The following is a 13,253-nucleotide window of genomic DNA, read 5'->3' as shown; positions in this document are numbered from 1 at the left end:
CCACACGGGCGGGTCGCAGACGAATCCGGCCGGGACGCGGGTTGAATGGCCTGCTGTGACCGGACCCCAGGACCTCGCCACCGTCGAGCCGGTGCCGCACGGCCGCACCGCCCGGCGGCTGGACTGGCGGCTGCTGCCGCCCGCGCTGCGGCGCACGATCGCCGACCGCCTCGGGTCCCCCGTCGCGACGGCGGAGTCGCAGGACAGCGGGTTCACACCCGGGTTCGCGTCCGTGCTGACCGGTGAGGACGGCACCAGGCTCTTCGTGAAGGCCGCCAGCAAGAAGGCGCAGGCGCCTTTCGCCGCGGCCTACGCCGAGGAGGCGCGGAAGAACGTCCTGCTCCCCCACGAGGTTCCCGCACCCAGGCTGCTGTGGAAGTACGAGGACGACCTCTGGATCGTGCTCGGCTTCGAGCACGTCGCCGCCCGGCCCCCGGCCCGGCCCTGGCAGCGCGACGAGCTGGTCGCCTGCCTCGACACGCTGGCCGTGGTCGCCGAGGCACTGAACCCGGTGCCGCCCGGCTGGTCGCTGAAGCCGATCGAGCGCGAGATCCCGGCGCTTCTCACGGGCTGGCAGCACGTGCGGAAGGCGTTCCCGGACTGGCCGCACCTCGAGGACGCCGAGGACCTGGCGGCGTCGTACGACGACTTCCCGGGCAACGACGCGTTCACGCACACCGACGCCCGCGACGACAACTTCCTCCTCGCACCCGGCCGCCCCGCGATGCTGTGCGACTGGAACTGGCCCGCCCTCGGCCCGGTCTGGCTCGACGCGGTCGACCTGCTGGTGTCGGCGTACGGCGACGGGCTCGACGCCGACGCGCTGCTCGCCGAGCACCCGCTCACCAAGGACGCCGACCCCGACCACGTCGACGCCTGGCTCGCGATGCTGGCCGGGATGATGCTGGACGCCCGGGACCGGCCGCGGCCCAACAGCTCGCCGTACCTGCGGGTCCACGCGAACTGGTGGGGCGAGGTCACCTGGGCGTGGCTCGCGTCACGTCGCGGCTGGGCCTGAGCGGTGCCGCTCGATTTGGGCGGCCAGCGCGCCCGCTGGTAATGTCGTCGCTTGCGTGTCCGCCGGTCGGCGTGCCCGCACACCGACTCTCCACCCTGACCACCAAGACACAGCAGAGGCTTGCCCCGTGGCGAACATCAAGTCCCAGATCAAGCGCAACCGACAGAACGACGCTGCGCACGAGCGCAACAAGTCCGTGAAGTCGGCGCTGAAGACCGCCGTGCGCAAGTTCCGCGCCGCTGCGGACGCCGGTGACAAGGACGCCGCCCTCGCCGCCGCGCAGGACGCCGCCAAGCAGCTCGACAAGGCTGCCTCCAAGGGCGTCATCCACAAGAACCAGGCCGCGAACCGCAAGTCGGCCATCGGCAAGAAGGCCGCGTCGCTCTGACCCAGGGCTGACACCGGCACGCCGGAGTCTTCCCACGAGGCGCTGTTCCCCGTCGGGGGCGGCGCCTCGTGCTGTTCCTGCACGCGGCTACTGACGCGCGGCGCGGGGGTCGCTCAGCGACCGGAGCGGGCGCCGGCCACCCGGAGCACCATGCGCTCCAGGGCGTAGGCGGCGTCGCTCGACGCGCCCTTCACGTCGGCGTCGGCCTGCGCCACCGCGGTGATCGCCTCGGCGACGCCCCGGTCGTCCCAGCCGCGGGACTGCTCGCGCAGGACCCGGATCTTCCACGGCGGCACGCCCGCCTCACGGGCCAGGTCGGCCTCGCGCATGCCGCGGGGAGCGGCCATGAACCGGGCCAGCCCGCGCAGGCCGTTGGCGAACGCGCTGGTGACCAGGACGGTCGCGGTCCCGCTGTCGAGGGCCCAGCGCAGCTCCTCGAGCGCGGCCGCCGTACGGCCGTAGAGGGCGGCGTCCGCGACCGCGAACGACTTCACCTCGGCGCGGCCGGCGAAGTAGCGCTTGACCACGGACTCGCTGATCGGCTCGTCGGGGAAGTCGCTGGTCAGCTGGTGCGCCGCACCCGCGAGCGCGCGGAGGTCCTGGCCCACGGCCTGGACGAGCAGCGCGCTCGCCTCGTCGTCGATCCGGCCGCCGTGGCTGCGCACCTCCCCGGCGACGAAGCGGCCGAACTCCGACGGCTTCAGCGTCGCGGACTTCACCTCCGTCACCAGCGGGAGCTTGCGCAGCTTGTTGAGCACGCCGGTGCCCTTCTGGCCCCCGCTGTGCACGAGCACCAGGCCGACCTCGTCGCTCGGGGCGGCGGCGTACTCCACCAGCCCGTCGACCGACTCGTCCGGCAGGTCCTCGAGCTCGCGCACCACCACGCAGCGGATCGAGGAGAACAGCGACGGCGCCGCCAGGTCCCCCAGCGCCGCGATCGTCAGGCTCGCCGCCATCGTCTCGCTCTGCTCGGACTCCGGGTCGGCGGCCCGGACCGCAGCCAGCGCCGACGAGACCGTGCGCTGGTTGAGGAACTCCTCCGGACCCGTCACGAGCAGGACGTGGCCCAGGATGTCGGACGCCTTCGGGTTCGCCATGGTGCGGTCAGCCTGCCACACGGCACCGACGTCCCACGCCGTGACCGGTGGCGTGATGCGTACCCGTCGCGACGTCGGGTACGCGATCCGAGACCCGGCGTACCGAGTGACCGACGTGCGACAGGAGGAGCCGCGTGCAGCCCGAGCTGATCGGTGGGCGCTACCGCGTCCGGCGTGCCGTCGGCCGCGGGGGCATGGGCACCGTCTGGCTGTGCCGCGACGAGACCCTCGCGCGCGACGTCGCGGTCAAGCAGGTCGGACTGCTCCCCGGCGAGTCCTCGACCGACACCGCGCGGGCCCTGCGCGAGGCACGCGCCACCGCGGCCCTGAGCCACCGGAACGTCGTCGCCGTGCACGACGTGGTCCAGGAGGACGGCGCGGTCTGGCTGGTCATGGAGTACGTCCCCTCCCGCACGCTGTCTCAGATGATCGCCGACGGCGGCCCGCTCGAACCAGGACGCGTGGCGGCCCTCGGCGCGCAAGTCGCCGACGGGCTGTTGGCCGCGCATGCCGCCGGCCTCACCCACCGCGACGTCAAGCCCGGCAACGTGCTCGTCGCCGGCGACGGCACGGCCAAGATCGGCGACTTCGGACTGTCCCGGACGGCCGAGGACACGACGCTCACCTCGACGGGCATGATCTCCGGCACGCCCGGCTACCTCGCGCCCGAGGTCGCGCGGGGCGCCACCCCCTCCCCGGTCTCCGACGCCTGGGCGTTCGGCGCGACCCTGTACGCCGCGGTCGAAGGACGCGCTCCGTTCGGAGGCGACAACGCGCTCGCCGTGCTCCACCAGATCGCGCACGAGGACGCGGACCGACCCCGGCGAGCGGGCACGCTCGAACCGGTCATCAACGGCCTGATGGCGCGCGACCCCGCGCAGCGTCTGTCGCTGCGAGATGCCCACGAGGAGCTGCGTCGGCTCGCCGCCCGACCGCGCGAGCAGACCCGCGAGCTCGCACCACCGACCCCGGCCGCTCCCCTCGCCCCGCCCGCGGCCGAAGCGACACGGCCCGCCACACAGCCGGTCGAGCGGCCCGCCGCATCGCCACCTCCTGGCCCCACCCCCGACGACGCGAGCCCGCGACGTCGCCGTCCCGGCCTGGTCGCCGCCGGCGTGCTGGCGCTGCTCGTGGCCCTGGTCGCCGCGTTCGTGGTCGTGCAGCTCGGCGACGACGGCCGAACGGGCACCCCGGGCTCCGGAACGGGCGCAGCCGACGACCCGTCCACACCCTCGGAGAGCGGCGGCAGCTCGCCGACGCCCGACCGGCAGACCACGAACAGCCCATCGGCCGGCGACCGGAGCGCGGGCGGCTCTGCCGGCTCGGCACCCGGCGGCGGCCAGGCGGTGGCGTTCGTCGACGGCTACTTCGACACCGTGCCGGACGACGTCGACGCCGGCTGGGCGATGCTGAGCCCGGCGTACCAGGCGGAGACCGGCCGCGGGTCGTACGACGGTTTCTGGGCAGAGGTCGCCGACGTGGACGCCACAGACCTCTCTCCTGTCTCGGGTGGCGACGCGGTGGAGGCCACGGTGACGTACGAGTACACGGACGGCCGCACGGTCGAGGAACGCCAGCTCCTGCAGCTGGTGCCCGGCGACGACGGCGGGCTGCGGATCGACGGTTACCGGACGATCTGACTCGCCGGGCGCGCAGCCGGAGCCGGCCCCGGTCCAGCACGACCGCGACGTCGCCCGACTCGTCGGTACGTCGCACGACCGCGCCCGAGGCCTCCAGCGCGCTGATCAGCGCCGGAGCCGGGTGCCCGTAGTCGTTGCCCGCCCCGACCGACACCAGCGCCACTCGCGCGCCGAGGCCCGTGAGCCAGGCCGTGTCCTGGAACCGGCTCCCGTGGTGCGGCACCTTCAGCACGCTGACGCGCAGCCCCGGGTACGCGCGCGCCAGTGCCGCCTGTGCCTCCGGCTCCACGTCACCGGTGAGCAGCACGCGCACGCCGTGCACCTGGACGAGCAGCACTAGGCTCGCGTTGTTGGCCGCTGAGCCCTGCTCACCGGGACTCGGCGGGTGCGCGCCGGGCGCGAGCACCTGCCAGGTCACGGCACCCACCCGCTCGACCTCGCCCTGCGCCGGAACCCGCACCGGCACGCCCGCCTCCGCGGTGGCCGCGCTCACGGCCGCCGCACCGCCCGGCGGGTCGCGCAGCCCGGTCGTCAGCACCTCACCGACGTCCTCCTCGCCCAGCACCCCCTGTAGACCGCCCACGTGGTCGGCGTGAAAGTGAGTCAGCACCAGCACGGGGACGGCCGCGACCCCCAGGCGGTCGAGGCAGCGGAGCATCGGCGCCGGTTCGGGGCCGGTGTCGACGACGACCGCCCGTCCGTCGCCGGCGTTGAGCACCAGGCCGTCACCCTGGCCGACGTCGCACGCCACCACCACCCAGCCGTCGGGTGGCCACCCCAGCGTCGGCAGCGGGCGCAGCACGACCAGCGCCAGCACGACGACCGCACAGGCGGAGCGACGCCGTCGCGCCAGCACCCACCCCGACCACCAGCCCACACCGACGCAGACCAAGGTGAGAAGCAGCAGCGGCAACGGCTCGGCCGCCCAGCCGACCGAGGCCGCGGGCAGGCGAGCGAGGTGGACCGCGACCAGCACGATCCAGCCGCCGCACCACCCGGCCACCAGCCCGAGCAGGGCGCCGACGGCCGGGACGACGAGGTACGTGAGTCCGCCCACGAGCCCGAGCACGGTGGCCGGCGCCACCACCGGCGCCACGGCCATGTTGGCGACCACGGCGACGAGACTGACCTCGCCGGACAGCCCGGCCACCACCGGCGTGCAGGCCAGCTGCGCCGCCAGGGGTACGGCGACCGCCTCCGCGGCCCACCGCGGCAGCCATCGTGCCAACCGGTCGCGGAACGCCGGAGCGAGGAACAGGATGCCGGCCGTCGCCAGCACCGACAACGCGAACCCGGGCGACACCACGAGCCAGGGGTCGACCAAGAGCAGCACGACCGTCGCGACCCCGAGCGCGCGGGCGCCGCGGGTGCGTCCGTCGCGGCCGAGCGACATCAGCGCCACCGAACCCATCGCCGCCGCCCGGACCACGCTCGGCTCCGGCCGCGCCAGCACGACGAAGCCGACCACGCCGAGCACCCCCAGCAGCGTCAGCCAGCGGCCGCGCACGCCGACGCCCCGTGCCACCAGGAGCAGGAACCCGACGACGAGCGTGAGGTTCGTGCCGGACACCGCAGCTAGGTGGGTGAGGCCGCAGGTGCGGAAGGCCTCGACCACCGCCGTCGACATCGTCCGGTCGTCCCCCACGACGAGCGCCGGTACCAGCGCCCGCGCGTCGGGACTGCCCCGGACGGCGTCGCGGATGCCTGCGCGCACCGCCTCGGCGCCGGCGAGAAGCTCCGACGGCGCGGCGAGAAGCGCCGGCGCGCCGGCCCCGGTGAGCACCGCACCGACCGACGGGTCGTCCGGCGGGGTGAGCCGGGCGGTGCCACGGACGAGCGACCCCAGCTCGACGTCGGCCCAGGCGGCGTCGCCGATGAGCACCACCGGCGTGCGGACCGCGAACCTCTGTCCCCGCCCCACCACCTCCGTCACTGTCAGCCGGGCGACCACGAAGTCGCCGAACCGCCCCTGCCTCGTCACCGGGTCGGACGTCACGCGGGCCGTGATCGTGGCGACGGCGCGCTGCTCGGCGAGCCGGGCCACCGGCCCGGTGGTGTTCGCCTCGGCCCGCACCACGACACCGGCCGCCACGGCTGCACCGACGAGCACGGCACCGACCGCCACCCCGGCAGGCCGCCCGCGACGCCGGAGCCCGGCCACGCCGGCCAGCCCGACGGCGACGAGCGCGGCTCCGACCCAGCCCGGGGTCAGCAGCGCCACCAGTCCCCCGGCCCAGGCGGCGACGCCGAGCAGCACCATCCGCAGGTCGGTGCGCGGCTCGTCGTCGACCTCCTCGCTCACAGCGTCACGAACGGGGCCATCTCGGCCAACGTGGCGTCGCCGATGCCGGACACCTCGAGCAGCTCGTCGACCGCACTGAACGCCCCGTGGTCGGCCCGCCACTGCAAGATGGCGGCCGCGGTCACCGGTCCGACCCCGGGCAGGGTGTCGAGCTCCTCGGCGCCGGCGGTGTTGATGTTCACCATCGGGGCGGCACCGTCCGCACCGGGAGCGGCCGCCGCGGCCGAGGGCGCCACCCCGGCGACGGAGCGCACCCCGACGAGGACCTGCTCGCCGTCGACGAGGAGGCGGGCGAGGTTCAGCCCGGTGAGGTCGACACCGCGCCGGGCGCCACCGGCCGCCTCGAGCGCGTCGACGACCCGGGAGCCGGCGGGGAGCCGGACGATGCCGGGCCGGCGGACCTTGCCCGCGACATCGACGACCACGTCGGGGCCGGCCGACGACCCGGAGGGCACCGGACCGGACGCCACCGGGCCGGGCGGCGACGGGCCGGGCGGCGCGGAGACGAGCGGTTCGACCTCACTCGTGACCGGTGTGGCAGCGCCGGTCGTGACGAGCTCGCCCGGGTCCGCGGCCCGCACCGACCACCAGGCGAGGAAACCGAGTGCGGCAGCGACGAGCACCGCGACGACAGTGAGCTGGGAGGGACCGACGCGGATCCGGCCCTGCAGCGTCGACGGCAGCCGGTCCTCGACCCAGCCGCCCGCCCGGGAGGGTGCGCCTCTTCGGGCGGCGTGCCGCCCCGCCGGCGCCCTCGCCCCGCCCGGCGGATCTGCAGGCGACGGGGCTGGCCGAGGCGAGGCACCAGCGGGAACAGGAGGCTCGCCGGACCCGGTGCCGACGTCGTGCGACGGGGGATCGACCGGGTCGGCCCGGATCGCGGCGAGCTCGGCGCTCAGCAGCTCCAGACGCCGGCGTGCCACGTCGGCGGCCTGGGAGTGGGAGGACCTGCGTGAGCGCATGCCAGGAACCTAGGAGCGGGCGCGGACCCACGGCGGCACCCGCGGCCGGCCCTGGGGACGAAGGGCCGCACGGTCGGGTTGTGGAGGGAAACGGGCCGGCCGGTCAGCGCGGGGCGACCACGACAGCGACCATCCCCGGCCCGACGTGCGCACCGATCACCGCGCCGACCTCGCCGACGCTGACCTCGCGGTCACCGAGGTTGGCCGAGAGCCGGGAGCAGAGCCGGTCCGCGAGCGTGCGGGCGCGGTCCTCGGCGGCGAGGTGCGCCACCGCGACATCGACCTGGTGGTCGTCGGCGGCCGTGGCGGCGAGCTCCTCGAGCCGGGCGAGGGCGCGACCGGCGGTGCGCACCTTCTCGAGCGTGGCGATCCGGCCCTCGTCGATGGTGAGCAGCGGCTTCACGGCGAGCGCGGAGCCCAGCATCGCGGCGGCGGCGCCGATGCGACCGCCGCGGCGGAGGTACTCGAGGGTGTCGACGTAGAACAGCGACGTGGTGGCCGCTGCCCGGGCGAGGGCCGCGCCCTTCGCCTCCTCCGCCGACCTCCCGGCGTCGAGGACGTCGGCGGCCGTGAGGACGGCGTACCCGGTGGCGAAGCCGAGCTGCAACGTGTCGACCGTGAGCACCGGCAGCGGTGCCTCCTTGGCGGCGAGCTGCGCGGACTCGAAGGTGCCGCTCACCTGGCTCGACAGGTGCAGCGACAGGACGGACTCGGCGCCGGCGTCGTGCGCGCGGCGGTACGCGTCGAGGAACACCGACGGCGCGGGCCGCGACGTGCTCACCGGCGTCCACTCGCGCAGCGCGGTGGCGATGGTCTCGGGCGTCGCCTCGGCGTCGACGCCCTCGTCGTACGACTTCGCGCCGATCACGACCTGGAGGGGTACGACGGTGACATCGCGTTCCGCGGCGAGCTCGGCGGGGAGCATGGCCGTGCTGTCGGTGACGACCGCGACCCGGCGAGACATGCGCGAAGGCTACCTGGGCACGATGGGCCCATGCGCATCGTCATCGCAGGAGGACACGGTCAGATCGCCCTTCACCTCGAGCGCCGGCTCGCGGGCGGCGGGCACGAGCCCGTCGGGATCGTCCGCAACCCGGACCACGTGGGCGACCTCGAGGCGATCGGGGCGCGGGCGGTCGTGCTCGACCTCGAGCAGGCGTCCGTCGACGAGGTGGCCCAGGTGGTGAGCGGCGCGGACGCGGTGGTGTTCGCGGCCGGCGGCGGACCCAACAGCGGCGCGGCCCGCAAGGACACCGTCGACAAGGGTGCTGCGATCCTGCTGGCCGACGCGGCGGAGCAGGCCGGGGTACGGCGGTACCTGATGGTGTCGGCGATCGGGACGGAGAAGGCCGACCCGGACAGCGACGAGGTGTTCCAGGTGTACCTGCGCGCCAAGCAGGCCGCCGACGACGACCTCCGGGCACGCGACCTCGACTGGACCGTCGTGAAGCCGGGCCGGCTGACCGACGACCCGGGCACCGGGCGCGTGCAGGTCGGTGCGCCCGGCTCGATCGCGTACGGCGAGGTCCCGCGCGACGACGTGGCCGCCGTGCTGGTGGCGCTGCTGGACGACCCGGCGACGGCCCGGACGACGTTCGACCTGGTCGGCGGCGACAGCCCGATCAGCGACGCGCTCGCGTCGCTCTGACGCTGGCCCTTCCCACGCGAAATGGACGCCCCCCACGCGGAATTCCGCGCGTTGAGCGTCCATAACCCCGCGTTACAGCCGCTGGCTGGGCCTCAGCCGGCCACGATGTTGACCAGCTTGGGTGCTCGGACGATGACCTTGCGGATCGTCTTGCCCTCCAGCGCCTTCTGCACGGCCGGGTCGGCCATCGCGGCGGCCTCCAGGTCGGCGTCGGCGACGTCGGGGCTGACCTCCAGCCGGGCGCGCACCTTGCCCTGCACCTGCACGACCGCCGTGACGGACTCCTCGACCAGCAGGGACTCGTCGACGGCCGGGAAGCCGACGCGGGCGACGGTGGGCTCGTGGCCCAGCCGCTCCCACATCTCCTCGGCGGTGTAGGGCGCCACCAGGCTCAGCAGGATCGCGACCGCCTCGGTGGCCTCGCGGACCGCGGGGTCGGCGGGGCCGCAGCCGGAGTCGATCGCCTTGCGGGTGGCGTTCACCAGCTCCATGATCCGGGCCACCATGACGTTGAACCGGTAGGTCTCGACCAGGTGGATCGCGTCGTGCACGGTCTTGTGCGTGACCTTGCGCAGCGACTCGTCACCCTCGGTGAACGAGGCGCCGACCGGCGCGGTGACGTCGCCGCTCAGGCGCCAGGCGCGCTGCAGGAACTTCAGCGAGCCGCCGGGCGACATGTCGGCCCAGTCGATGTCGGCCTCGGGCGGGCCGGCGAACACCATGGTCAGCCGGATCGCGTCGACGCCGTACGCGTCGATCATCTCGCCCAGGTCGACGCCGTTGCCCAGCGACTTGGACATGCCGCGGCCCTCGTTGATCACCTCGCCCTGGTTCATCAGCGCAGTGAAGGGCTCGACGAAGTCGATCATGCCCATGTCGTGCAGCACCTTGGTGAAGAAGCGGCTGTACAGCAGGTGCAGGATCGCGTGCTCGACGCCGCCGACGTACTGCGCGGCCGGCATCCAGTCGCGCACGGCCTCGACGTCGAACGGGCCGTCGGTGTACTGCGGCGAGCAGTAGCGGAAGAAGTACCAGGACGAGTCGACGAACGTGTCCATCGTGTCGCTGTCGCGCTTCGCGGCGCCGCCGCACTGCGGGCAGGACACGTTGACCCAGTCCTCGGCCGCGGCCAGCGGCGAGACGCCCTTGGGCTTCAGGTCGGAGCCCCGCAGGTCGGGCAGCTCGACCGGCAGCTGGTCCTCGGGCACCGCCACCTCGCCGCACTGCTCGCAGTGCACGATCGGGATCGGGCAGCCCCAGTAGCGCTGCCGGCTCAGCAGCCAGTCGCGCAGCCGGAAGTTGACCGTGCCGGTACCGGTGCCGCGCTCCTCCAGGATCTCGATGATCCGGGCGATGCCGGCGGCCTTGTCGGCGATCCCGTCCAGCGGCCCGCTGTTGACGTAGGCCCCGTCGCCGGAGGTGGCCTCGTAGGTCTCCTCCGGGTTCGGCTCGCCGGTGTCGACGACGCGACGCACGGGCAGGCCGAACTGCTTGGCGAAGTCCAGGTCACGCTGGTCGTGCGCGGGCACCGCCATGATCGCGCCGGTGCCGTAGTCGGCCAGCACGTAGTCGGCCGCCCACACGGGGATCCGCTCGCCGTTGACCGGGTTGACCGCGGTGACGCCCAGGTCGACACCGGTCTTCGGCCGGTCGGTGGCCAGCCGATCGATGTCGGTCTCCTTGCGGACGTCCTCCAGGTACGACGTGAACGCCTCGCGCCGCTCGGGCGCGACGATCTCGTCGGCCAGCTTGGCGTCGGCGGCGACGACCATGAACGTGGCGCCGTACAACGTGTCCGGCCGGGTCGTGAACACCGTGACGGTGCGGGTCGCGCCGTCGGACAGCTCGATCTCGAAGTCGACGTGGGCGCCCTCGGACCGGCCGATCCAGTTGCGCTGCATGGCCAGCACCTTCGACGGCCAGCTGTCCTCCAGCGGCACCATGTCGTCCAGCAGACGCTGGGCGTAGTCGGTGATCTTGAAGTACCACTGCGACAGCTCGCGCTTGGTCACCGCCGCACCGCAGCGCTCGCAGGCGCCGTTGACGACCTGCTCGTTGGCCAGCACGGTCTGGTCGTTGGGGCACCAGTTGACCGGCGAGAACTTCCGGTAGGCCAGGCCGCGCTCGCGGAACTTCAGGAACAGCCACTGCGTCCAGCGGTAGTAGTCCGGGTCGGAGGTGTGCAGCCGGCGCGACCAGTCGAACGAGATGGCGTAGCGCTTGAACGACTCGGCCTGGGTCTCGATGTTGGCGTAGGTGAACACGGCCGGGTTCTCGTCGCGCTTGATCGCGGCGTTCTCGGCGGGCAGGCCGAAGGAGTCCCAGCCGATCGGGTTCAGCACGTCGTAGCCGTGCTGCCACCAGGCGCGGGCGATGACGTCGTGCAGCGCCATCACCTCGGCGTGACCCATGTGCAGGTCGCCGCTCGGGTAGGGGAACATCGTCAGCGCGTAGCGCCGCTCGCGGCTGCCGTCGTCGGCGGGCTTGAACGGGTCCAGCTTCTCCCACACCGTCCGCCACTTCTCCTGCGTGGCGTCGACGTCGTAGCCGGTGGGCTCGTGCTCCTGCTGCTCGCTCATCTCGTCTTCCCTCGTGCGGTTCCGCTGGTGGCTGTCGGTCTTCCTGCTCGGCCCGGGTCCCGGGCACAAAAAAGCCCCTCAGGCACGAGGGGCAGCCGCGTCGACGTCGTCAGGTCAACGCGGCCAGGTAAGCAGGAGGGTCGTCCGCATGACAGCAGGTTACCGCACCCCCGCCCGGGCGCGCTCAGTCGACCGCGACGAAGGACAGCCGGCCGTCGCCGTACGACGGGATGCTGACGAGGAGGTCCAGCCGCCGCCCCGGTACGGCGGCGAACGCGACGACGTCCGGCGGGGCGTCCTCGCCCGCGTGGTGCACCGACCAGAGTCGCAGGTGCGGACGGCCGGGCCCGTTGACGGCGGCACCGCAGACGTTGAGCACCTCGTCGAGGTTCTCGGCGAGCATGTCCGGCAGGTTGCCGCGCCGTACCGCGCTCACGGCCAGCGGCGCCGGCACGAGCCCGACGGCGGCGCCGGCGTGGGCCGAGAAGCCGACGTCCGCCACCGCGACCACGCGCGCGGCGAGACGCTCGTCGACGTAGACGGCGTAGGTGGTGCGGGCGTCCTCCCCTGAGAACGGGTCGCCGGCGTCGACCTCGACGTCGCGCGCGAGCAAGGTGGTCAGGGCGTCGCGCACCTCGAACGGGGTCGGCACGTGGGCCGGCGCCTCGTGGCCGGTCTCCTCGTCCTCGCCCGGCTCGGGCGGGTCCCCCTCCCCGGTCACTGCCGCGGCCAGACCCTCCGGGGTCACCGGCTTGGCGAGCACCACGTCCGCGCCGGCGCGGCGCGCCTCGGCCGCGACCGCCGGTGACGCCGTCTCGGCGCTGACCACGACCACGCGGCCGGAGCCGACCGCCAGCCGCAGCGACGAGACGAGCTCGGCCCCCGACAGGCCCGGGACGTTCCAGCCGCACAGGACGACATCGGGACACTCCTCACGGGCGAGTTGCAGCCCCGCGCGGCCGTCCTCGGCCGGCAGCACGTCGAGGCCGTCGAGACCGGCCTGCCGCAGCGCGCGCACGAGGATCTGCCGCATCACGCGGCTCTCCTCGACGACCAGGACCTTCACGACGCCTCCCGAGACGGGACGACGCCCCGGGCGCCGGCGCCGTCGACCCCGACCCTGCCAGGCCCGGGCCGGTCAGGCGAGCAACGGCGCCGCTGGGCGTCAGAGACGCACCGTGTCGAGCACGCCCTCCAGCCGCTCGAGGCCGTGCCGCAGCTCACGGTAGGTCTCCTCGCCGAGCGCGCCCTCCCACGCCTTGTCGACGTCGAGCATCGTCTGCTGGATCACGCCGGCGGCGTCCCAGCCGCGCTCGGTGAGCCGGACGATCCGGGTACGGCGGTCGCCGCTGGCGGTCTCGCGCACGAGGTAGCCGCCCTCCTCGAGCTGGTGCAGCAGGTGGTTCATCGCCTGCTTGGACGCGTAGGTGCGCGTCGCCAGCACGCCCGGCCGCATGCCGTCGGGCCCCGGGTGCTGGAAGACACCCAGGTGCGCCGGCAGGATGTCGGCGTAGCCGGCGGCGGCGAGACCCGCCATGACCTCGTGACGCATGAGGACCGTCGGCCGGCGCAGCAGTGCGGCCGCCAACGGCATCGCGTCGACGTACTTCTCCCCCACG

10 protein-coding genes and 1 pseudogene are annotated in these 13,253 nt (G+C 74.0%); 4 read left to right on the top strand and 7 right to left on the bottom strand.

What is annotated here, in order from left to right; genetic code table 11:
* Positions 1-55 precede the first annotated feature (55 nt).
* The gene (locus tag ETU37_RS09455; protein WP_129987018.1) at positions 56-1,018 is read left to right on the top strand and encodes a hypothetical protein; all 963 of its coding nucleotides are present in this window, start codon (positions 56-58) and stop codon (positions 1,016-1,018) included.
* 127 nt (positions 1,019-1,145) lie between these two features.
* Entirely contained in the window at positions 1,146-1,406 is a 261-nt protein-coding gene (rpsT, locus tag ETU37_RS09450; protein ID WP_129987017.1) for a 30S ribosomal protein S20, read from the top strand.
* Positions 1,407-1,519: 113 nt separating this feature from the next.
* Here rpsT and holA read toward each other — a convergent pair whose 3' ends face one another.
* Positions 1,520-2,503 carry a DNA polymerase III subunit delta gene (gene holA / locus ETU37_RS09445; RefSeq protein ID WP_129987016.1) on the bottom strand — a complete coding sequence of 328 codons (984 nt, stop codon included), beginning with the start codon at positions 2,501-2,503 and terminating at the stop codon, positions 1,520-1,522.
* A gap of 134 nt (positions 2,504-2,637) precedes the next feature.
* Here holA and ETU37_RS23640 point away from each other — a divergent pair, with 134 nt between their 5' ends.
* Positions 2,638-4,143, top strand: coding sequence for a serine/threonine-protein kinase (locus tag ETU37_RS23640; protein ID WP_129987015.1), 1,506 nt, complete (start codon positions 2,638-2,640; stop codon positions 4,141-4,143).
* A gap of 256 nt (positions 4,144-4,399) precedes the next feature.
* On the opposite strand, the pseudogene ETU37_RS23635 reads toward ETU37_RS23640, so the two are convergent.
* From ETU37_RS23635 to ETU37_RS09425, 3 genes and pseudogenes are all read right to left on the bottom strand, one after another.
* Positions 4,400-6,403: pseudogene (locus ETU37_RS23635) on the bottom strand (ComEC/Rec2 family competence protein); the annotation flags it as partial.
* Positions 6,404-6,441: 38 nt separating this feature from the next.
* Complete coding sequence (locus tag ETU37_RS09430; protein ID WP_129987014.1) at positions 6,442-7,407, bottom strand: ComEA family DNA-binding protein; 966 nt, start codon at positions 7,405-7,407, stop codon at positions 6,442-6,444.
* A 103-nt stretch (positions 7,408-7,510) separates the two neighbouring features.
* Positions 7,511-8,371, bottom strand: a complete 861-nt coding sequence (locus ETU37_RS09425; protein WP_129987013.1) for a DegV family protein — start codon at positions 8,369-8,371, stop codon at positions 7,511-7,513.
* A 30-nt stretch (positions 8,372-8,401) separates the two neighbouring features.
* Here ETU37_RS09425 and ETU37_RS09420 point away from each other — a divergent pair, with 30 nt between their 5' ends.
* Positions 8,402-9,055, top strand: a complete 654-nt coding sequence (locus ETU37_RS09420; protein WP_129987012.1) for an SDR family oxidoreductase — start codon at positions 8,402-8,404, stop codon at positions 9,053-9,055.
* Between the two features lie 92 nt (positions 9,056-9,147).
* On the opposite strand, the gene leuS is transcribed toward ETU37_RS09420, so the two are convergent.
* From leuS to ETU37_RS09405, 3 genes are all read right to left on the bottom strand, one after another.
* The gene (leuS, locus tag ETU37_RS09415) at positions 9,148-11,634 is read right to left on the bottom strand and encodes a leucine--tRNA ligase (protein WP_129987011.1); all 2,487 of its coding nucleotides are present in this window, start codon (positions 11,632-11,634) and stop codon (positions 9,148-9,150) included.
* 184 nt (positions 11,635-11,818) lie between these two features.
* Complete coding sequence (locus tag ETU37_RS09410; protein WP_129987010.1) at positions 11,819-12,700, bottom strand: response regulator; 882 nt, start codon at positions 12,698-12,700, stop codon at positions 11,819-11,821.
* Between the two features lie 99 nt (positions 12,701-12,799).
* Positions 12,800-13,252 carry a MarR family winged helix-turn-helix transcriptional regulator gene (locus tag ETU37_RS09405; protein ID WP_129987009.1) on the bottom strand — a complete coding sequence of 151 codons (453 nt, stop codon included), beginning with the start codon at positions 13,250-13,252 and terminating at the stop codon, positions 12,800-12,802.
* Position 13,253: the final 1 nt, after the last annotated feature.

Source organism: Nocardioides iriomotensis (assembly GCF_004168035.1).
Taxonomy (GTDB): domain Bacteria; phylum Actinomycetota; class Actinomycetes; order Propionibacteriales; family Nocardioidaceae; genus Nocardioides_B; species Nocardioides_B iriomotensis.
This window is presented reverse-complemented; position numbering and strand designations above follow the sequence as displayed.

What these genes read in the sequence shown, in the direction of transcription:
- ETU37_RS09420 (WP_129987012.1), top strand. Translation starts at nt 8,402, where the DNA reads ATGCGCATCGTCATCGCAGGAGGACACGGTCAGATCGCCCTTCACCTC.
- holA (WP_129987016.1), bottom strand. Translation starts at nt 2,503, where the DNA reads ATGGCGAACCCGAAGGCGTCCGACATCCTGGGCCACGTCCTGCTCGTG.
- leuS (WP_129987011.1), bottom strand. Translation starts at nt 11,634, where the DNA reads ATGAGCGAGCAGCAGGAGCACGAGCCCACCGGCTACGACGTCGACGCC.
- ETU37_RS09425 (WP_129987013.1), bottom strand. Translation starts at nt 8,371, where the DNA reads ATGTCTCGCCGGGTCGCGGTCGTCACCGACAGCACGGCCATGCTCCCC.
- ETU37_RS09430 (WP_129987014.1), bottom strand. Translation starts at nt 7,407, where the DNA reads ATGCGCTCACGCAGGTCCTCCCACTCCCAGGCCGCCGACGTGGCACGC.